This is a genomic window from Treponema sp. OMZ 790, assembly GCF_024181285.1.
GTDB lineage: Bacteria > Spirochaetota > Spirochaetia > Treponematales > Treponemataceae > Treponema_B.
Map to the genome: position 1 here is coordinate 3,046,114 of NZ_CP051201.1, position 20,952 is coordinate 3,067,065.

The 20,952-nt window shown below is 39.0% G+C and carries 19 protein-coding genes, 1 tRNA gene and 1 pseudogene; 10 read left to right on the plus strand and 11 right to left on the minus strand.

Annotated elements, in window-relative coordinates; all coding sequences use genetic code 11:
- Positions 1 to 44: 44 nt before the first annotated feature.
- Complete coding sequence (locus E4O01_RS14415) at positions 45 to 866, minus strand: cytidylate kinase family protein (protein WP_253692992.1); 822 nt, start codon at positions 864 to 866, stop codon at positions 45 to 47.
- Positions 867 to 950: 84 nt separating this feature from the next.
- Between E4O01_RS14415 and E4O01_RS14420 the strand changes: the two genes are divergently transcribed.
- From E4O01_RS14420 to E4O01_RS14430, 3 genes are all read left to right on the plus strand, one after another.
- Positions 951 to 1,517 (plus strand): NUDIX hydrolase, encoded by a 567-nt coding sequence (locus E4O01_RS14420; RefSeq protein ID WP_253692993.1) that lies wholly within the window; start codon positions 951 to 953, stop codon positions 1,515 to 1,517.
- A 198-nt stretch (positions 1,518 to 1,715) separates the two neighbouring features.
- Positions 1,716 to 2,153: a Dps family protein gene (locus E4O01_RS14425; protein WP_253692994.1), complete on the plus strand. Its 438-nt coding sequence runs from the start codon at positions 1,716 to 1,718 to the stop codon at positions 2,151 to 2,153.
- Positions 2,154 to 2,169: 16 nt separating this feature from the next.
- On the plus strand, positions 2,170 to 2,817 hold the full coding sequence (locus tag E4O01_RS14430) for a peroxiredoxin (RefSeq protein ID WP_253692995.1): 648 nt from the start codon (positions 2,170 to 2,172) through the stop codon (positions 2,815 to 2,817).
- Between the two features lie 92 nt (positions 2,818 to 2,909).
- Here E4O01_RS14430 and folD read toward each other — a convergent pair whose 3' ends face one another.
- Complete coding sequence (gene folD, locus E4O01_RS14435; RefSeq protein WP_253692996.1) at positions 2,910 to 3,791, minus strand: bifunctional methylenetetrahydrofolate dehydrogenase/methenyltetrahydrofolate cyclohydrolase FolD; 882 nt, start codon at positions 3,789 to 3,791, stop codon at positions 2,910 to 2,912.
- A 205-nt stretch (positions 3,792 to 3,996) separates the two neighbouring features.
- Here folD and E4O01_RS14440 point away from each other — a divergent pair, with 205 nt between their 5' ends.
- The 3 genes and pseudogenes from E4O01_RS14440 to E4O01_RS14450 form a co-directional block, all read left to right on the plus strand.
- Positions 3,997 to 4,614, plus strand: coding sequence for a TP0733 family outer membrane beta-barrel protein (locus tag E4O01_RS14440; RefSeq protein ID WP_253692997.1), 618 nt, complete (start codon positions 3,997 to 3,999; stop codon positions 4,612 to 4,614).
- 22 nt (positions 4,615 to 4,636) lie between these two features.
- Positions 4,637 to 5,662 carry a hypothetical protein gene (locus E4O01_RS14445; RefSeq protein WP_253692998.1) on the plus strand — a complete coding sequence of 342 codons (1,026 nt, stop codon included), beginning with the start codon at positions 4,637 to 4,639 and terminating at the stop codon, positions 5,660 to 5,662.
- Positions 5,655 to 6,977, plus strand: a pseudogene (locus tag E4O01_RS14450) (AAA family ATPase); the annotation flags it as partial. The gene E4O01_RS14445 and the pseudogene E4O01_RS14450, both read left to right, overlap by 8 nt.
- 36 nt (positions 6,978 to 7,013) lie before the next feature.
- On the opposite strand, the gene E4O01_RS14455 reads toward E4O01_RS14450, so the two are convergent.
- From E4O01_RS14455 to E4O01_RS14465, 3 genes are all read right to left on the minus strand, one after another.
- Positions 7,014 to 8,042, minus strand: a complete 1,029-nt coding sequence (locus E4O01_RS14455) for a M42 family metallopeptidase (RefSeq protein WP_253692999.1) — start codon at positions 8,040 to 8,042, stop codon at positions 7,014 to 7,016.
- A gap of 94 nt (positions 8,043 to 8,136) precedes the next feature.
- A complete protein-coding gene (locus E4O01_RS14460; protein ID WP_253693000.1) occupies positions 8,137 to 8,628 on the minus strand; it encodes a LysM peptidoglycan-binding domain-containing protein in 492 nt (163 codons plus the stop codon).
- 128 nt (positions 8,629 to 8,756) lie between these two features.
- Positions 8,757 to 10,421, minus strand: coding sequence for a formate--tetrahydrofolate ligase (locus E4O01_RS14465; protein WP_253693001.1), 1,665 nt, complete (start codon positions 10,419 to 10,421; stop codon positions 8,757 to 8,759).
- A gap of 168 nt (positions 10,422 to 10,589) precedes the next feature.
- Between E4O01_RS14465 and E4O01_RS14470 the strand changes: the two genes are divergently transcribed.
- The 3 genes from E4O01_RS14470 to E4O01_RS14480 are packed head-to-tail and all read left to right on the plus strand — an operon-like array spanning position 10,590 to position 13,587.
- Entirely contained in the window at positions 10,590 to 11,945 is a 1,356-nt protein-coding gene (locus tag E4O01_RS14470; RefSeq protein WP_253693002.1) for a glycine--tRNA ligase, read from the plus strand.
- Between the two features lie 13 nt (positions 11,946 to 11,958).
- Entirely contained in the window at positions 11,959 to 12,966 is a 1,008-nt protein-coding gene (locus tag E4O01_RS14475) for a CDP-alcohol phosphatidyltransferase family protein (protein ID WP_253730163.1), read from the plus strand.
- A gap of 51 nt (positions 12,967 to 13,017) precedes the next feature.
- Positions 13,018 to 13,587, plus strand: a complete 570-nt coding sequence (locus E4O01_RS14480) for a hypothetical protein (protein ID WP_253693004.1) — start codon at positions 13,018 to 13,020, stop codon at positions 13,585 to 13,587.
- Positions 13,588 to 13,619: 32 nt separating this feature from the next.
- On the opposite strand, the gene E4O01_RS14485 is transcribed toward E4O01_RS14480, so the two are convergent.
- The 3 genes from E4O01_RS14485 to E4O01_RS14495 are packed head-to-tail and all read right to left on the minus strand — an operon-like array spanning position 13,620 to position 16,670.
- Complete coding sequence (locus E4O01_RS14485; protein WP_253693005.1) at positions 13,620 to 14,519, minus strand: GNAT family N-acetyltransferase; 900 nt, start codon at positions 14,517 to 14,519, stop codon at positions 13,620 to 13,622.
- Between the two features lie 10 nt (positions 14,520 to 14,529).
- Positions 14,530 to 16,203: a glycoside hydrolase family 3 protein gene (locus tag E4O01_RS14490; protein WP_253693006.1), complete on the minus strand. Its 1,674-nt coding sequence runs from the start codon at positions 16,201 to 16,203 to the stop codon at positions 14,530 to 14,532.
- A gap of 8 nt (positions 16,204 to 16,211) precedes the next feature.
- Positions 16,212 to 16,670: a hypothetical protein gene (locus tag E4O01_RS14495; protein WP_253693007.1), complete on the minus strand. Its 459-nt coding sequence runs from the start codon at positions 16,668 to 16,670 to the stop codon at positions 16,212 to 16,214.
- An 83-nt stretch (positions 16,671 to 16,753) separates the two neighbouring features.
- Between E4O01_RS14495 and E4O01_RS14500 the strand changes: the two genes are divergently transcribed.
- Positions 16,754 to 16,825, plus strand: a tRNA-Cys gene (locus E4O01_RS14500).
- Between the two features lie 59 nt (positions 16,826 to 16,884).
- On the opposite strand, the gene E4O01_RS14505 is transcribed toward E4O01_RS14500, so the two are convergent.
- The 3 genes from E4O01_RS14505 to E4O01_RS14515 all read right to left on the minus strand — a co-directional run bounded on the left by E4O01_RS14505 (position 16,885) and on the right by E4O01_RS14515 (position 20,952).
- Positions 16,885 to 18,075, minus strand: a complete 1,191-nt coding sequence (locus E4O01_RS14505; RefSeq protein WP_253693008.1) for a TraB/GumN family protein — start codon at positions 18,073 to 18,075, stop codon at positions 16,885 to 16,887.
- Complete coding sequence (locus E4O01_RS14510; protein WP_253693009.1) at positions 18,048 to 19,046, minus strand: DHH family phosphoesterase; 999 nt, start codon at positions 19,044 to 19,046, stop codon at positions 18,048 to 18,050. Before E4O01_RS14510 ends, E4O01_RS14505 begins: the two co-directional genes overlap by 28 nt.
- A 67-nt stretch (positions 19,047 to 19,113) precedes the next feature.
- Complete coding sequence (locus E4O01_RS14515) at positions 19,114 to 20,952, minus strand: ABC transporter ATP-binding protein (RefSeq protein ID WP_253693010.1); 1,839 nt, start codon at positions 20,950 to 20,952, stop codon at positions 19,114 to 19,116.

Sequence of the window (20,952 nt, forward strand, 5' to 3'; positions counted from 1 at the left end):
AAGTTGCTTGAAACGCTTAAGACCGGCTAAGATACTGTCAGCTTTTACGGAAAAGGCTTATATTCGTTTACCATGCTTATCGCTGAAGAAACTTTTCGGCCTTCCGACATTTCTTGAGCTATATCCGTTGCTTTTTGAATTAAACCTGCATTGTCTGCAACGCCGTGTAAAATAACCTCATTTTCCGAAATATCTGCTTCTAGGAAGTATATTTGCAGTTTAAGATCAAAAGAGATATGATTTACTATTTTTTGAGCCAACAAAAGTTCTTTTACTCTCTTATCACCTAAAGCAGCTTCTTCTTTGCTTACGGTTTTTTCAAACCCGAATTTGATTATCTCGGCAGCTTGAGCAGGAGTTATGTGTCCTGTATTTATAACCAAATTGTATTCCGAGGAATCTTCATTTGCAGTATTAAAAAAGCTTTTATGAAATCCGTCGCGGTTATTGTCGCTTTCTTCCATTCTGGCTCTGGCATCTTTTTCGGGATAATTAAATTCCTTCATCAATCTCGAAATTCTTATATCATCGGCTGCAACTAACCGTACCGAATAAAGTCCGGGTACGTTCCTCAAAATTGCAAATCCTCCCCGCCCTATAAAAATACTGTTTCCTGAAGAAGCATGTTCATATACTGCTTCGCGCAGATAATCAAAGTAAGAGTCTCTTTCTCTCGATAGAGATGCCCAAAATCCGGGTTTGCGTTCATCATATTTTTTTAGCTGGGCATCCGAAATTCCTCTTGCAAGCAAATCCTTTTCCAATGACTTACGGTCAATAAAATTGTAATTTAAAAGCTTGGCCAGCTCAACCGCTGTTTCGTCGCCAAAGGAAGCGATCTTGCGTGAAATCGTTATAATTGCCATAAAAACCTCCTATTGCAATTAAATTCTCTTTATAATAGAATAACTCGAAATCCTTGATATGTCAAATGGAGAATTGCGATTTTTATGGAAAAGAATAATGAGATTATATGGAAGCCCGATTCCTCCAGAGAAATATTAAAAACAAGGGTCTTTACCGTATGCGAAAAAGACAGTATTTCTCCTGAAGGAGAAAAAAAGACCTTTATTTCTTTAAAAGCCCCGAGTTGGGTTATTGTTGTGCCTGTTTACCGGGATTCCTCCGGAGAAGATATGTTTGTGATGGTACAGCAGTGGCGGCATGGTTCGGAAAGCGTCTGCATAGAATTTCCCGGAGGTGTTGTCGATGAGGGAGAAAAGCCGGAAGAAGCGGCTTTAAGGGAACTGTTGGAAGAAACCGGCAGAACTCCTAAAAAAATAAAGTGTTTATCGGTTATGTCGCCTAATCCTGCAATAATGGAAAATACCTGCTCAATCTTTTTGGCTGAATTGGATGAAGCAGAAGGAAAACAAAACCTCGACGAAGACGAATTTTTAAATATTCTTAAAATCCCTGTTAAAAAAGTTATTCAAAATATGGGCAATCCTCCTTATACCCATGCAATCATGAATGCCGCCCTTTTTCTATACTTAAAAGAAAAACATTTTCACTGATATATCGGTGCACTGGTATATCAGTGAATAATTACCGATATATCGGTGTAAATTCAGCCTAAAATAGTTTTTTTTATTAAAATTCTAAAATTTTCGATAAAAACTCTCTTATTTTCGACTAAAAAAGCCTTTTTCTTTTGATTTTTATGCTTAGCATAAATTTTGCTTGTATATACATGTACACATATGGAGGTGTTTATGAACAATATAACTAAAAGATTATCAGTGCATACAGCCGACTTTGCAGTCCTTTATGTAAAATTACATAATTATCACTGGCATGTTGAGGGTATAGATTTTAAACCTGTACACGAAATGATAGAGTCATATTACGATAGTATGAGTGACTTTTACGATGCCGTTGCTGAAAGAATGCTGCAGTTAAACGAAAAAGCTCCTTCTTCTATGGCTGAATATTTGGCTGTAACAGGCATAAAGGAAGAAACCAAGAAATCCTTTAAAAGCGTAGAAGCTCTTAAAAATATCTTGGGCGATTTTGAGTATCTTTCAAAAGAAATAAAGGTAACTCAAGTTGAAGCTGCAGCCGGCAATGATGTTGCTACCGACGGAATCCTCAGCGGGATTATCGAATACTTTGATAAAGAAATCTGGATGTTAAAATCCGCTTTAAAATAATTTTAAGGAGAGAATTATGGAACAAATGGCAATGAATATGCCCCTTTTGGGGGATGATTTCCCTCAATTAACGGTTTCGACAACACATGGAGCTATGAAGCTTCCTTGTGATCTTAAAGGCAGCTGGTTTGTACTTTTTAGTCATCCGGCTGATTTTACTCCCGTATGTACTACGGAATTTGTGGCTTTTCAAAAGCTTATGCCCGAATTTGAAAAAATGGGTGTAAAATTAATTGGTCTTTCAGTCGACCAAATGCAGAGTCACTTAAAATGGATTGAGTGGATTAAGGAGAAACTCGGAGTTGAAATTACCTTCCCCGTAATTGCTGCAAACGACAGTATTGCAAACCAAATCGGGCTCTTACACCCCGGAAAAGGCACAAACACGGTTCGCGCCGTATTTGTAGTTGACCCTAACGGAAAAGTCAGACTTGTTCTTTACTATCCGCAGGAAATCGGCCGGAACATGGAAGAAATCGTCAGAGCCGTTAAAGCTCTTCAAGTTTCAGACAAGAATAAGGTTGCCTTACCTGCCGACTGGCCCAACAACGGCCTTATTAAAGATAAGGTAATCATTCCTCCGCCTCCAACAGAAGCGGAAGCTAAAAAGCGCTTAAAGGAATATGAGGGGTACGACTTCTGGTTCTGCCACAAATCTTTATAATCTTTAAATAAGCAAAACAAAAGCCCTGAATTGAAATGTTTCAACTCAGGGCTTTTTCTATTCTAAAGTCCTACTTAGATTTTATAGAAGGTTTATTCCAAACCATTTTGACGCTTTGCTGCAATAAGAGTGTTCGCTACGAGCATGGCAATGGTCATAGGACCGACTCCCTTAGGTACGGGTGTTATTGCAGAAGCAACTTCGCAAGCGGGCTCAAAATCGACATCGCCTACAAGCCTAAAGCCGCTCTTCTTTGTGCTGTCATCAATTCGGTTTACACCGACATCTATAACGACTGCTCCTTTTTTAATCATATCGGCTTTGATAAATTGAGGTTTTCCCATCGCTGCAACCAAAATGTCGGCCTCTCTTGTAACCTCAGGTAGATTCTTCGTTCCGCTGTGGCAAACGGTTACCGTGGCATTTACATCCTTATTCATCATTAATACAGAAAGAGGTTTTCCGACTATATTGGAGCGGCCTACGATAACAACCTTTGCTCCCTTAGTTTCAACTCCGGTTCTTTTTAAAAGATGGATTACACCATGGGGTGTACAGGGAATAAAGGTGTCGTGTCCTAAAAGAAGCTTGCCTACATTTACGGGATGGAAACCGTCTACATCTTTTTCGGGGCTTATAGTTTCAATTACCGTATCGGGATCTATTTGCTTAGGTAAGGGTAATTGAACTAAAATGCCGTTTACCAATTTATCGGCATTTAATTCTTTTATAAGTTTTAGTAATTCATCCTGCGTTGTCGTTTCGGGAAGCCTGAATGTTCTGTCGTTCATTCCTACCTCGTGAAGAGCGTTTGTTTTTCCCTTTACATAGGATTGAGATGCAGGATCGTTTCCTACCAAAATAACGGCTAGGGTCGGTTGAACTCCTTTTGCCTTTATTTTCTCGACATCTTTTGCAATCTCTGCCCTTAAGTCTGCTGCTATCTGCGCACCGTCAATAATTTTTGCACTCATCTTTTTTCCTCCATCAAAATAATTGTACAAGTAACTATTATTCTCCTTGTTTGTTCTAACCTCGTGGCGGTCTAAAACAAGAAACTTTATGTTATCTTATAGATACTATGTTATAACATAATCTGCTTTTGTGCAAGACTTACATATAGACATTCTTGTAAAAAATACGATATACTATTTTTATCAAGTTAGAGGTGAATTAAAAGTGAAGAAATTTGTTTTCTGCGTTCTTATTATCAGCATCTTTTTTATCCCGATTTTTGCGCAAGAAGAAGGAGAAGAACCTTCAACTAACAGGATCGACGGTACTGCGGTATTCCGCCCTGTGAGACAAGGCGATAAATTTATAAAAGCGGGGTTAACCTTGGGGATACCTCTTTTTAATACTTCCCCGTCAAAATTTGCAATTAAGCCCAATATTTGGCCCGGGGGAACCTTAAATGTTGCTTTCGGGTATTATGTTCTTGACGGATTTTCATTAGGAGCAACTCTCAGTTTTCAGTTTTATCCGACACTGGCAAAAAATCTTTATTTTGCTGTTCCGATTACATTTGATATGGCCTATACTTTTGCTGCGGGAAAATGGCGATTTCCCCTCGGAGGCGGTATAGGAGGAGCTGTTCAATCTTATACGGGAAACGGCGGGCGATATTTTGGAATGATTTTTAGATTTGATGCCGGAACTTATTATCAATATTCTCCTGAATGGTCTTTCGGGGGAGATGTATCGTGGAATGTTGTGCCTCAATGGTATGAAAACAAAAAAGATAACCGAACCGGAAACTTTTTGGGTATCAATTTTGCCGTCAGATATCATTTTTAGTTAATTTTATGGAGAATTTATAATGAAAGTTAAAAGATATATTTTTATTTTAATATCCCTTGTTTTTGCACTTATTGTTTCTTGTAATCAATGGCCTATATTTGCGGCTATCGAACAGGAAATACGTTTAAAAAATTTTTCGGTTGAAGGGGATGTTTCAAGCTTGATTGAAGATGGTTCAAACGTATATGCTGCAAATCTGGCCGGTGTTTATTCAAAATCAAAAAGTTCCAACGGCCCTTGGTCAAAGATTTTAAGTTATGCAGGCACTCAAAATCTTGCATATGACGGCACTAATGTTTTTGTCTCTTCTGCCGAGGGGCCGGTAAAATATAGCGGAAATTGGGGAGCTGTTCCTAATTCAGATAATATCCATCTTATTGCCGGTAATAAGATCGTGTTTGGATATAATGCGAGCGAAAAAAAAGTGTATAAGATAGGAACCGGAGGTGTTTCTAATCCTATAGATGTTGGTGTGGTTGAATCCTTATCTGCCGCAGGAAACTATTTTTTGGTAAAGTCTAAAGATTCCGCAAAGTTATATAAAGATGGAACTCCTGCCGCTGAGGTAGCCGGTTTACCCTCCGGAGCAATAGCTGTTTGTCCGGCAGACTCTACAGATCATGATAAAATTTTTGTGCTTGCAGGATCGACAATCCATTATTATAATGGTAGTGCTTGGGCTTCTTCAAAATCAATAAAAGAAAAAAGCCCTATAAGTATTTCTTATTTTAAAGAAAGAGAAACCATATTGTTAGGATGTACTCAAGGATATACCGAGGTAAAGGTAAATACTACACCATCAATAGATCTTTCAAATGAAAATACAAAACAGCTTGACCCCGGTGATGAAGGTTCTACAACGCCCCCCGGCTCCTATTCTCAATATCAAACTACTCTTGGAAGCTATAATACAAATCCTATGTTGGGTGTTTCCAGAGGCGGTAGCGGTTATGCCGTTTTCATGGGAATCCATTCCGGTGTAATTACCAGAAATAAAGGGCTTTGGGGTTTTTACAGCGATAAACCCGAATGGAACCGTGAGTAAGGACCTTTTTGAAGCTGAGTCTTCAAGTTCTAAACAAAATGAACCTCTTGCCTCCCGTATGAGGCCTGTCAATTTGGATGAATACATCGGGCAAGAGCATATTATCGGGGAAGGCTGTCTTTTACGAAGAGCAATCCAAGCCGACAGACTCTCATCAATCATCTTTTTCGGCCCTCCCGGAACGGGAAAAACGACTCTTGCAAAGGTTATCGCAAATACCACAAAAAGCAATTTCTTAAGTTTAAATGCAGTTTTAGCCGGGGTGCAGCAGATAAGGGATGCAGTCTCTAATGCCGAAGAAAACAAAAAGCTCTACAACCGTAAGACCATCCTTTTTGTGGATGAAGTTCACCGCTGGAATAAATCCCAACAGGATGCCCTCCTGCCTTGGGTAGAAAATGGTACGATAATCTTGATAGGAGCTACAACCGAAAATCCTTATTTTGAAGTGAACAAGGCCCTTGTAAGCCGCAGCAGGATTTTTGAATTGAAGGCTTTAACTGAGGATGATTTAAAAAAAGCCGTCCATTTTGCTCTTACAAATAAAGAGAGAGGTTACGGCAAGTGGAAGGTAGAATTTGAAGACGGAGCCTTGGAGCATCTCATTGATACGGCTTCGGGAGATGCGAGGAGCCTTTTAAATGCCCTTGAGCTTGCTGTAGAAACGGGTGTAGAACAATGGCCTCCAAATGATGGGGAGCGAATTATAATAAGTCTAAAAGCTGCCGAAGAAAGTATCCAGAAGAAGGTCGTTTTATATGATAGGGATGGAGACTATCATTATGATGTTATAAGTGCATTTATAAAGTCTATCAGGGGGAGTGATCCCGATGCCTCCGTTTACTGGCTTGCCCGTATGATAGCGGCAGGAGAAGATCCTCGTTTTATTTTTAGACGGATGTTGATTTCCGCCTGCGAGGATGTAGGGCTCGCTTCTCCCGGAGCTGTCAGTGTGGTTGCAGGTGCTGCGGAAGCCTTTGACAGGGTCGGCTTGCCTGAAGGAAGGTATCATCTTGTCCATGCGGCCCTCTATTTGGCAACCTGTCCCAAATCGAATAGTGCCGAAGCTTTATTTAAAGCCCTTGATTTTGTTCAAAAAGAGAATAAAGAGGTTCCCAATCACTTAAAAGATGCAAGCCGTGACGGAGCTGCTTTAGGCCATGGCGAGGGTTATTTATATCCGCACAATTTTGAAGGGCACTGGGTCAAACAGCAATATCTTCCTGACGGACTTGAAGGTACTCACTTTTATGAACCAAGCGATCAGGGCTATGAAGGAAAGATAAGATCCGAAATTTTAAAAAAGCGGCAAAGCTAAAGACTTGCCGCCTTACAGATTTACCGTAAAATCCTACTCGCTCATTAAGTAAGCATACAGGAGATTTATTGTCTCTTTGTAAGAGTCTATATGAGTTCGTTCATAGTGGTGTGTGGCGCTTACTCCGGGGCCGACACAGGCAAAGTTAATATCAAATCCCTGTAAAACATACATACTGGCATCCGAGCCGTATCTAAACATAACATCTGTTCTGTAGTTTATTTTATTTTGAATAGCAAGATTTTCAAGCCTGTGCCTAAAGCCGAAATCGTAGGGAGTGCGGGAATCCTTGGCGATGATAGTTACTGCATGTTCATCCGAGTTTTGGCAGCCTCCGACGGTTCCGATGTCCAAGGCCAAGACTTCAAAACATTCTTTAGGAATGCCGTAAAAGCCGTGACCTATTTCTTCATAATTGCTTATAAAAAAGTGGGTAGTGTAAGCCGGTTTTTCGCCCTTGTCCTTTAGAGCCTTACAGGCGGCAAAAAGCATACCTAGGCAGGCCTTGTCATCCAAATGGCGGGACTTTATATATCCGTCTTCAGTTTCCATTGTACGGGGTTCAAAGGCGACAAAATCTCCTATGTTTACACCTAGAGCTAAGGTTTCTTCTTTTGAGTGTGTTTCGGCATCCAAGCGGACTTCAAAGGTTTCTCCGTTTCTTTCTTCTTTTTCGATGGCTTCAAATATGTGGACTGAGGCTTTTTCCGGAAGACCTGTTCCCGTGATGACTTTTCCCGTTCTTGTGATGATGTAAAGGTTTTCTCCTTCAATGCTGTTAAAAGCTATGCCGCCTATTGGAGCCAGTTTTAAGCAGCCGTTGGGTTTTATTTGGCGTACCATAGCGCCGAGGGTGTCGGCATGAGCTGAAACAACTCTATGTTTAGACGTGTTTTTGCCTTCGATTGTTCCATAAATGGCTCCCTTGTTTGTTTCGGTATATCTTATGCCTAGAGAATCAAATTCTTTTTTTATTCGGTCTATTACGTTTTTTGTATATCCTCCGGGGCTGTGTATTTGCAAAAGTTCTTTAGATAAATCTACTGCATATCTGATATCCATAAGATAAATTCTCCTGATTGTTTAAGTTTAACCGGTTTTGATTTTTAAATAAAAAAAACTTCCTCCCGCAAGGGGGGAAGTTATAAGTCAAAGACTAAAACTCTTTAAGTCTTCGGCTCAAGGATTCAACAATTCCTGATTTGCCTTCATCCTCATAAATTTTGATACATTTTTCAAATTCCGGCCTTGCACGCATTTTTGAAGGGGAGTGCTGCATAAAAAGATCAAAATCGGGAATTAGAAGCTTTACTTTCGGTGTCAGCTTATCCGGATGTTTAACTACACCGGGATTTATAGACATAATGATGGGGAAGTAGTAAGCTTTTTGTCTTGTCTCGTAAAATTTCAATGCAATTTCCGACAAGGTATCTCCTTGCATTATTATATATTCTTTTACGGGAACATCTCGCGGCTCTTCAGCAGCCGGTTTAGAGGCCATAGGCTCAGCCTTTACCTCTTCCATAGGTTCTTCTGCGGCCTTGGGTGCAGGTTTTTCTTGGGGCGGAGGTGTCGGAGGTGTTCCGCAGCTCGTAAATACAAAAGAAAAAACTGCCAATAAGGTCAAAATTTTCAAAACGTTTTTCATGTTTTACTCCTTAATAAATATTGGGCAATTTATAAACCTGCTTTTCAGAAAGTGTATAAATCACTATTTAACAGTATACGATATTATTTAATAAAAATCAAATAATATCGTATATTATTTGGTAAATTTTATGATAAACCTTCAATGTTTCCGTTTACCAAGTCGATTCTGACAGCCTGAGGATCTTTCGGAAGTCCCGGCATTCTCATCATATCTCCCATGATGGCAACAATCATTTCAGAGCCTGAGTTGAGAACTATATCCCTGACATTCATTTCAAAGCCTGTAGGAACACCGTAAAGTTTAGGATCCGACGAGAACGAGTATTGTGTTTTTGCAACACAAACAGGGAAGTCTGCCATTCCGGCTTCTTCAATCTTTTTAATCATCTTGTCGGCTGCCCCCGAATATGTAACATCTGAAGCACCATAGATTTCTTTACAGATTTTTCCTATCTTGGTTTTTATGCAGTCCTTATCGTTGTAAACAAATTTTAAGGGCTTTGACGGATTTGTTTCGATGGTTTTTACAACCAACTCGGCAAGCGCGACAGCTCCTGTTCCGCCTTCGACAAAGGCATTGTTTACGGCAAAGCCTACGCCTTGAGCTTCACAGTGTTTTTTGACGAGATCCAATTCGGAATCAATGTCGTATCCGTATCTGTTAAGAGCTACAACCACAGTTTGTCCGAATTTTTTCATGTTTTCAATGTGCTTATCAAGGTTGATTAAGCCTTTTTTGAGGGCTTCGGCATTGGGTTTGGAAATTTCTTTTTCGGGAACATCTCCGTGCATTTTTAAACCGCCCGTAGTGGCAGCAATTACGGTCAATTTGGGGTTTAAACCGGCTTTTCGGCACTTGATGTCGAAGAATTTTTCGGCACCGAGGTCAGCAGCGAATCCTGCTTCGGTAATTACATATTCACCGTAGGTGAGGGCTGTCTTTGTTGCTATTACGGAGTTACATCCGTGGGCTATGTTTGCAAAGGGGCCGCCATGGATAAAGGCCGGGGTATTTTCCGTTGTTTGTACAAGGTTGGGGTTGATTGCGTTCTTTAAAAGAACTACTATTGAACCTGCAATACCTAAGTCTTTTACCTTTACGGCATTGTTTTCGGTATCATAACCCAATATGATATTTTCGATTCTTCGGCGTAAATCTTCAATGTCTTTTGCAAGACAGAAAATAGCCATAATTTCGGAAGCCGGGGTAATATCGAAGCCGGATTCCATTACTACGCCGTTACCGTCTCCTAATCCGGTAACAATTTGGCGCAAGTTTCTGTCGTTAACGTCCAAAACTCTTTTCCAAAGTACGGTTTTGATTGCTTTAGGTGTTCCCTGCATTCTGAAAATGTAGTTGTCGAAAAGGGCACTTATCATGTTATGTGCCGATGTTATTGCATGGAAATCTCCCGTAAAGTGGAGGTTAATGTCTTCCATAGGCAAGACTTGGGCATAGCCCCCTCCTGCTGCACCTCCCTTCATACCGAAACAGGGGCCTAAGGAAGGCTCCCTCAAGGCTGCAACCGCCTTTTTTCCGATTTTGTTTAAACCCAAAGCGAGACCGATCGATACGGTCGTCTTGCCGATTCCGGCCTTTGTAGGCGTGATGGCTGTAACCAGAATAAGATTATTCTTTTTTACTTTTGCCTCATCTATAACGCTGTAGGGAACCTTGGCTATGTACTTTCCATAGGGAATAACATGATCCTCATGAATCCCTAAACCGTCTGCAATTTCAGCGATTTTGTTTAGCTTCGCTTCTCTAGCTATTTCTATATCTGTTTTCATACTAATATTATTGCATAAAAAAACTATATTTGCAACTGTCAAATTCTTTTTTTGTTAAACACGACTTGTAGCCCGCAAGATTTAGCGGGCTGTAGTTTGGTACTTGTATAAAGACGGAAAAAAGATTATAATCAGCAATTATTTATTGTAAGTTAAGGGAGATAAGCTATGGAAGATCACAAAATTTCAATGGAAAAAATAGTAAGTCTTTGTAAAAGAAGGGGTTTTGTTTTTCAATCCTCTGAAATTTACGGCGGACAAAACGGTGCGTGGGATTACGGGCCTTTAGGAATAGAATTAAAGAATAATGTTTCGCGAGCCTGGTGGAAGGAAATGACCCAGCTCCACGATAATATTGTAGGTCTTGATGCTGCAATTTTGATGCATCCCCGTACATGGGAGGCTTCAGGCCATGTTGAAAATTTTACCGATCCTCTTGTAGATTGTAAAAAGTGTAAATCCCGCTTTAGGGCAGACCATTTGTCTCCCGAAAACCTTGAAAAAAGAGTTTGTCCCGATTGCGGCGGAGAGCTTACAGATACCAGAAAATTCAATCTTATGTTTAAAACTCATATCGGACCTACGGATGATAACTCTAGTGTTATTTATCTTCGCCCTGAAACAGCTCAAGGTATCTATGTAAACTATAAAAATATCGTTCAATCCAACCGAATGAAGATTCCTTTCGGTATTGCACAAATCGGAAAGGCCTTCCGAAACGAAATTGTTACAAAAAACTTTATTTTTAGAACCTGCGAATTTGAGCAGATGGAAATGCAGTTTTTTGTAAAACCCGGAAGCGATGATGAATGGTTCGATTATTGGAAAAAGCAGCGCTGGGCATTTTATGAAAAATACGGCGTAAGAATGAATAAGCTTCAGTGGCATCAGCACGGCAAGGATGAGCTTGCTCATTATGCAAAAGATGCTTACGATATCGAATACGAATTCCCGATGGGCTTTAAGGAACTTGAGGGTGTTCATAACCGAACCAACTATGACCTTACACGGCACACGGAATATTCCGGCAAGGATATGCAGTACATCGATCAGGATAACGGCAACGAAAAATATATTCCGTACATAATTGAAACCTCGGCCGGTTTGACACGAAATGTGCTTATGTTTATCTGTGATGCCTATGATGAAGAAAAAGTTGCAGATAAAGGAAATGATGATGATTGGAGAACCGTCTTGCGTTTCCATCCGAATATTGCTCCTGTAACTGTGGCCGTTCTTCCTTTAATGAAAAAAGACGGGCTTGCAGAATTGGCTGCTGAAATTCGAAATGAGCTTAAAGAGGAATTTAAAACCGATTACGATCAGTCCGGAGCCATCGGAAAGCGGTACCGCCGGCAGGACGAGGTAGGAACTCCTTTTTGCGTAACCGTCGATTATGATTCAAAAGAAGATAATACGGTTACCTTGCGCTTTAGAGATTCCATGGAGCAGATTAGGATTCCCAGAACCGAATTAATTTCGCGAATAAAGGCTGAGATTAAAAACTATAAAAGAGTTCAATAAAAAAGAGCCGTAAATGGAAAATTACTCCTACAGTGCAGAGGATAAGTCCTTACTTACTCCTCTGCTTTACAAATACTTTGTTTTTCCGCTTGTAAAGATTCTTCCGGAATCGATTCCGGCGAACATCATAACGATATTTTCTAACAGTCTTGTAGTCATTTCATTTTTTATAGCTTATATAAATTATGTATATGATACATATAGATTTTTGTGGCTGATTCCAATCTTGTGCTGGTTTTATATTGTGGGCGATTGCTCGGACGGAATACAGGCACTGCGTACCAAGACCGGTTCTTCTCTGGGCGAATACTTTGATCATTTTTTGGATAGTTTTGTTACGGGGCTTCTCACCGGTATTTTGATGCTGTGTTATAGGGTTACAAATCCTGTTTTGCTTTTTTGCGTATATCAGTTTTTATATTTGGGGCAAATAGGAACATTTTGGGGCCGTTTTAAAGACGGAGTGATGCAGTTTTCGACTTTCAGTACAAGTGAAGGGGCTATGGCTATTACAATTACTGCTGCTCTTTCCTCTATCGGATTTATGCGGCTGGCAAGTGTTCAAAATGTTTTATTCGGTTTTAGTATTCCGTATATAATTATGTTTACCGCCTTTGGTGCGGCATGGATTACAGGACTCACGGTTATTGTTAAAACAAAAAAAATTACCTTGCGCTTGTTTTTGCATATTGTCTTTTCTGCCGCGATAGGAGCCGTTTTGGTTTGGCAGGTTAAGGCTCCGATATTTGCACAGACGGTGATTATTACGTTTTACAATGTATTGTTTATTCAATCGGTTTTGTCGGCCACGGCAGAAAAAGTAAAAGAATCTTTGCCTGACTTTTTTGTTCCGTTAAGCTGTATTCTTTATTTTGTAGTTTTTGATTATGCCTTTATTATTCAGATAATTCAAAGTTTATATCTTTTGGTCAGAATAATAAATAGATTTTTGGTATTTTTTAAAAAATATAGGCATTGTTGGTATTGGAAAAATCCTATTCCGGCAAAAAAAAATAAATAAAAATGCTTTTAAGGTATTGACAAAATCTTGATAAAATAGCAAGGTATAGCCATGGTTGATCCGATATTTAATGATGAATTTTTAATGTCCCCCGAAGTAAAAGATATAGCAGTCTTCGAAATTCCTAAATTTATTGATACTGCGGATGATGAAGTCAGCACATCTGCATTAAAAATATCGAAGGCTTTCGGCCGCGGGGCTTGTTTTGAAATTTATACGGATGATACCAAGGCTGATGCCGAAAAACACTTGATAGAAAGTTTTATGAAAAATATTCAACTCTTAGTTCAAAAAACTTGGGTTGAAAAAGATGATGAAGAATGTAAAGAAGATACCTTGTACAGAATAAATTCCTTGTGCGAAAAACTGCTTGCTTCCACAGGCCCTGCCGTTTACAAAGATTTGTTTGAAGAATGTTTTGCTATTTTGCAGGATGTAGTAACTCTCCTTTTTGGGGATTTGGTCAAGACCGATTCCTTTGTGGAATATGCCTTCCGAATAGATCCTGATTTCGGCTTTTTTTGGTATTATGTTACCCGTCTTGCAAAGGTTGAAATTATTTCGACCGAAAAAGCCCGCTACGCAGTCTTGCTTGCAATGTTCTTTTTGGCAAATTTTTAATTGATTATTTTGCAGATTTAAAATTACGAAATTTAAAAGTATGAAATTCTAAAATCGATAGATTCCGTAAATCCAATTTTTTTATACATTTGTCTGGCCGACGGATTTTTAACTTTTACAAAAAGAGCGCATTTTTTTTTATATTGAGCGCAATCGTTTACCAGCGTTATTACATTGGCAGCTCCGACACCCTTATTTCGGTATTCGGGGATTGTAAACACTCCGCCGATTTGATTCCAATTAAATCCGGAAGCATTTATTCCGGCCTTAGCAATGTACTTACCGTCTTTTTTTACCGCATATAAAGCATTGTTGTTTATTCTTTTTTTTAGAAGCTTTAAGCATGATTCGCGGGAGGCTTTTACTCCGGGAGCCAAGACTTCAGATTCATTGTATTGTATTTCCATGGGACAAAGGCTTTCGGCATCTTCAATCGGCGGTTTTATAAATTCCAACTTGGAATTGAGATTATCGGAGACTTTTATGCAAAAAGAATTTGCTGCTTGAGGTTTGGTTTTAAATGTAAGAAGTTTGTAATTTTCAAATCGGGCAGGAACAAGTGAAAGACTTTGGTGTATTAATTTTTCCAAATGGATTGAAGTGTTTTTTTCTCCCATTACAGAAAGAGGTTCCGTCTGCCTTAGAAACTTGTTTTTTATGTGCTGCGCAATATCATCAGGAATCTCTTTTGGAAAGCAGTGGAGCAAAACACCGTGAGCTGCCAACAGCAGAATTCCTATAAACGATTTTTTTTCAGTATTAACGGAAAAAAAAGCTTCGGCTTTTATGAAGGTAAATAAATCTTGGTCATTATCAAAAAATCTTTTTTGTTTTTTTAGACATTCGGCAAGATTTACGCAGAGGTATTCATATGGAAGAATCAGTTCGATAAAGCTGTTAATATTTTTTTTTGTGAGCGGAGCAAAAATCATTTAAGCCCTCCTATTTTACTCCGGAAATAGGCAGTTTGCCGTTAGGGTTAAAATCTCCGCAAAGGGCGCCGAAGGCGGCGGTAAAGGAAGCCGGAGAATAGCTGTAAATTGCAATTGCTGTTTGGACGTCTGGAACTTTTGCCAAAAAGGCCGGCGATAATATGGAGATGACTATGTATTTTTTTTGCGGATAAGATTCCATTATTTTTTTTAAGACACCTAAGGAATATTTATCGGAAAGGCAAAAAATTATTGTATCGAAACGCCGGGCATGGTGACGGGCCGAATCTACTTCTATTATTTTTGCATCAGGGAAGCGCTTTAGGCCGTACTTAAAAAAATCTTTATAGGCAGATACAAGAAGGATGTCTTCATTGGGTTCGGGTTTAAAAGGAATGGCTGCATCCCGCACTATTGTAGTTGAGCGGCCTGCCAAACTTAAAAAGAATTTTTGGCCTTCCTTATCCGGAATTCTTTCGTCCAGCTTTTCGAGTTCAGGCAGAATTGGCACATGGTTATTGCTTTTAAAATATTTTAGTTTTTCATATATGATTCTAAAGGCTGCATCCTTTACTCTTTCTTTAAATTCGGGATCATCCTTCATTGCCCTGATATTTTCTTTCCAAAAAGCTTGATAGTGCCGAGGTGTTGTTGAGGACTCGATTATATCGTTTCCTGCTTCTAAGGCCATTTTTACGGCCTTTGCGATTCCTCCTGCAAAATTCATGGCTCCGTGCATCATCATGTCATCGGTAATTATAAGCCCTTTAAAGCCCATTTCTCCGCGCAAAATATCCGTTAAAAGATATTTGGAAAATGTTGCAGGTTCTCCGTTCGGCAGGATTGACGAAAAGTTCAAGTGCCCTGTCATAATTGCAGGCACTCCTGCTTCTATTAAGTATTTAAAAGGAATGAGTTCCCGATTGCGGAAGGTTTCTTCCGATATGTCGATTTTCGGTAAGCGGCCGTGGCTGTCTATGCTGGTATCTCCATGACCGGGAAAATGTTTTGCTGTTGTAAGAACTCCGGCTTCCCGGCTTCCCCGAACAAAGGCCGCTCCCAGAATACCTGCCGCATGGGGCGAATCACCAAAGGAACGCGGGCCTATGATTGAAGAATCGTGATCCGTTAAAAGGTCTACAGTTGGTGCAAAATTTAAGTTTATGCCTAGGGCGCTTATTTCTCTTGAAATATAGTAGCCTGAATAGTAGGAATCCCACGGAATGCCTGAAGCTCCTATTGCAAGGTTTCCCGGAGTCTCTGAGGTTAATCCTTTGACATGCCGTACCCATCCTCCTTCCTGATCGGTTGCAACAAAAAGCGGAATACCGAATCTTCCTTGAAGAGATTTTTTTTGTAAAAGAGAAATGGCTTTTGCAAGTTTGTGAGAATCGCCCGTATTCCAGCCGAATACCTTGATGCTTCCCAGTCCCGAATCTTCAATCCATGATAAAAGTAAATCGCCGGGATCTTGACCTGCCCAGCCGAACATGAAGGTTTGTGCTAAAAGTTCTTCATCGGTCATGTTCGCGATTATTTCGGCTGCCAATTTTTCATTCGGAAGATCATCGTAAAAGTTTGGTAATTTCTTTACAGCCGAATTGGAGCTTAGATTAACCGTTAATAAAAAGATGAATAAAAAAGACAGTATACCTTTTTTTGTAAATGAGATTTTAGTTTTCATAAGTTTATTTATTCCAGCCAGTAAACTTTGTCGGGAGCCCTTTCCGTAAGAAAAAATTTTTCATATCGTTTTGACGATTCTACACGTATATCATCCGGAAAGTATGTTGAGTGTAAAAACCAAACAACATCCAGCAAGTCTCCAAACGAGTCGGAGCAAGAATACCTGTAATAAAGTTCTATGTCGTCATCTTCCAATATTTTTCTTCTCTCAGGATCTATTTTTGTATCGGGGTCTATGGCTTCCCGTATGTTGCTTCTTAAACCTCCGTACCACGCATGGGTTACCGAAAGAAGATTGAGGTGTTTTTCCTTGTCCATTTTATACAGCTCGTACACCCCGGAAACTGCCGGTACTGCGCGGTTAATCTTGTATTTATCAGCCTTTGTAAGAGGAGACCATGTGAGGATGTAGTGAGGCTGATTTTTAAATATTTTCTTTATAATTACAGGATTCATTTCAAACATAATCTTTATTATACTATTTTTTTATTAAAATTGCTATAAGCCCTTGCCAAAGTTTGCATTTTTTGCTATACTCTAGCTACTTTGGCGCCGTACCCAAGTGGTAAGGGACAGGTCTGCAAAACCTTCATTCATCAGTTCGATTCTGATCGGCGCCTTTTTCCATTTTTTAGTTTTTTTTCATAATGGGAACCTCATTAGGGGTTCCCCTCCTTTTTTATTTAATCAGATTAGCAATCAGAGCCGGAACCGTTATAAATGTTCCGATAGAGCTTCCGAGTGAAGAAAGAATAAAAACCATAAGAACCTTTGTGATTCTATTTTTGTACCAGCCTGAAAAATTCCCTGCATCGTTTGTAAGGTTTTCCATATCTCTTACCTGCGGTTTTTTTGCCCAAGCCTGTACCAGTCCGGAAATCATTCCTATACCCAAAAGCGGGTTGATTGTTGTAAAGGGCGCACCCAAAAATGAGGATAGAACGGCTAGGGGATGCCCGAGGGCGATAATAGCTCCTACTGCTGCAAGTCCTCCGTTCCAGAGAATAAAGGATAAAAGCATCTGTCCCGTTTTTATTCCGCCGCCTTTAAAAAAGCCGAGAATGATTAAGCCGATTATAATTGCAGGAAATATCCATGAGGCCGCTTTGCTTACAATGCTTTTAGGCGGGATGACCTCAATATCTGAAACATCGGTGGTCTTTGTGCCCGCTTCAAGTTCTTTTATAAAGCGTTCGGTGCCCGGAAGGTGTCCGGCTCCTAAGACAGCCACAATTTTTTTTCCGCTGCTTTCCCAAATTTTTGATGCGAGATAACGGTCTCTTTCGTCTATTAAAACTTCTTTTATGTTCGGAAGATATTCTGCCATTTCCTGCATCATGTTATCCATTGCGCTTTGATTTTTTAGTTTTTCTATTTCGCTTTCATCCGGTTTCTCGTTTGAAAAGGCTGCACTTAGGAGGGTTGCCAATAACTTGGATCTGCCCCAGCCTCGGTTTTTTGCCCAAGCTCTTTTTAAAGTTGTATGGATGGGGCGGTCAACCATTTCGGTTTTGATGTTTAATTCTTGAGAAACTTCGATTGCGGCTTTCATTTCATCGCCCGGTTTTACGCCGAGGTCGCTGCCGAGTTTCTTTTGAAAAGAGGCCAAAACAAGATTTGCAAGGAGTAAAAAGCCCTTTCCTTCACGCAATACTTGGGATATATTGATTTGCTGCCAAGCATCTTTTGAGGTTAAAGATTTGTATCTTCCTTCGTCTAATTCGACACATACGCAATCGGGTTTTTCTTCCCTGATTGTAGATTCAACATCTTTAATGCTTTCTTTAGAAACATGCGCTGTTCCTAAAAGAATAATTTCGCGGTCTTTTAAAAGAATGCGCTTTAAAGTTTTTTCATTATTTTCGTCCACAGTGATTCCTTTTTGTCTGAATTTGCAAGCTCAACGATTGAGCCTAAAAGTATTTTTTTTCCGGGATATTTTTTCGGTTCAATTATGCCTCCGGCCATGTGCGCATGACCGCCGCCGCTTCCCATACCGTTTAGAGCTTCTTTAATCAAATAACCTGCATCGAGGGTTTTATCGCGGCTTCTGGCCGATAGTTTGTATTCGTCTCCGCTTGTTTCAATTACGATGACAAAATAAATATCTTTTATCCAAATCAAAAAATCGGCCAATACCGACAAAAGTGCTCTGGAGTAGTCTTCGCTCAATTCTACAAGCAGGAAATTACCTATCTGGAAGTAGTCGGTAAATGCACGGCCTATTTCTTCAAGTTCTCCGATGTTTATGGTCGTCTTAATCATTTGATACATTGTCTGAACATCGGATTTAAAATAAAGTTCGTAGTAGGCATCCATGTCAAGAGGACTTACTCTTCTTGATAAAAATGATGTGTCAAGCTGAATACCCGCAATCATTGCGGTAGCAGTCATTCCATCATAGTCTTTTCCGCTTTCTTTCCAATAAGACCAGATAATTGAGCAACATGAGCCTATTTCGGGTCTTATATCCATGTATTCTACAGTCATTTTTGTGCGCGGAGGGTGATGGTCGATTACAGCCTTTAGGATTCCGGCAACCTTTGAAACCGTTGCTTTAAAAGGTGAGCCGTCTACAATTATAACTTGATATTTTTTTAAGTCTTCAATTTCTTCTACTTTTAAAAGAGGATGATTTAGATATTTTACAAATTCAATTAAAGGAAGACTTTGAACAAGCCCGCCGTATGCTATTTCGGTTGTGTAGCCGTGACTTTCTAAAAGTTTTGAAAGAGCATAGGCCGCTCCTATTGCATCATGATCGGGAAAATCATGTGTTTGTACGAGTACCGGCTGATTTTTTTCTAAAACCGAACAGAGCGTAGAAAAGTTTTTTTCCATAAGCTTAATCCTAAAGGCTTAAAACAATATATCATAAAAAAAACTAATTTTCAATCGGCCTATGTCTTTACTTTAAAAGTGCCTCAATCTCCTCTTCCCTGTAATACTGAGCTTGGGCATTCCATAGCTCAAAGTACTTTCCGCATTTCTCTTGAAGAAGCTCATCGTGGGAGCCGTGCTGCACCAGTTTACCCTCATCAAAAACTGCAATCTCATCGCAGAATTTACATGAAGAAAGACGGTGCGAAATATAAACGGCTGTTTTGCTACCGATTATGTTATCGAAAGAAGAATAAATTTCAAATTCGGAAATAGGGTCTAAAGCAGCGGTCGGCTCATCGAGTATTATAAAGGGGGAATCTTTATAGATAGCCCTTGCCATCGCAATTTTTTGAGCTTCACCGCCCGATATTTCGATACCACCTTCTTCATAATCCTGATAAAGATAGGTTTTTAATCCTTGCGGCATTTTTTGTAAAGATTTTTCAAAGCCTGCTTTGTTTAAGGCCTCTTCCGCTTTTTTTTCATCGCATTCCATCGCAGCCGAAATATTTTGTCCCAACATAAAAGAAAAAAGTTTAAAATCTTGAAAGACTACCGAGAAAATATCCAGATACTCGTTATAATCATATTTTTGAATATTGATTCCGTTAAGTAAAATTTCGCCTTCACTCGGATCATAAAAACGGGTGAGGAGTTTTATGAGAGTTGTCTTACCGCTGCCGTTCATGCCGACTATGGCGAGCTTCTGTCCTATCTTAAATTTTAAGTTGACATTTTGTAGAACATATTTTTCACTTTTAGGATATTTAAAACTGACATTTTTAAATTCAAACTCATATTCGTTATCATCTCTTTTTTCGATAGGGAGAGACCCTTCATATTTGGTATTAGATAAATTAAGATAATCGAAGATAGCCTTAAAATAATCTTTATTGGCATAGAGACTTGAAATAGACATAATCATAAAAGTTATGGCATCGGCGGTTAATGCTGCAATGCCCGTATACTGAACAATATCGCCTAATTCGATAAGGCCGTAATAAGCTTTAAGCCCTGCATAAAAATAAACAAGAAGTGAAGAAAAAACCGTCATAAGCCCTGTTTGAACATTGCAGGTAAATAAATTGTTGGAAAGTTTTTTATAAAGCTTTTTTAATCTAAAGTTAGAATCTTTAAGCACATTGTTAAGTAAATTGTAATTATAAAGGCGTGTATCTTTTCCCGATTTATAATCATCGCTTATATCTATATATTTGCGGAATAATCTATTTAAAAATACAACATCATCATCAAACATATTTTGCATTTTATAATTAAATTTTTTGGAAGCCAGTATTGAAATAATACTAAATGAAAAAAATAAAAGAATAAAAATTGCGTTCCATAACCAATTTGCTATAGGAATCAATTCCGATTGCATTGTAAAAAGATTTATGGAGAAAACTATTGCAAAGACAAAGGTCAAAACTGAATTTATTATTGTGCCGAAATGTCTTCCTACATGATAGATGCCGTAATTTCCAAAGTTGTCATACTCTCTCATCTTTGTAAGACCTAACTGAAGATCAGAGTCTTCCAAAAATTCGTAATCGAGCTTCATCGTTTTTTTATTTATTTCCATATCCCTTTTATAAAGCACAATGCGGTATCTATTATTTTCTGTTTCTTCGGAAAATCTTTTTATCAAGGTTAAAACAAAATTACTTATAAGGGCAATAATACAGAAGAATAATATTTCTTCCTTTGTCTTTCCTTTTACAAAGGCATTTATGATGAGTTTTACCAAATAAAGATTTATAAAAATATCAGCTGTCCTTATAACTTGTTCTAAGATTAAAAATATAAATAAAACCTTATCCGTCTTATAAGAAAATTTAATAATATCTTTTATACTTGCTTTCAT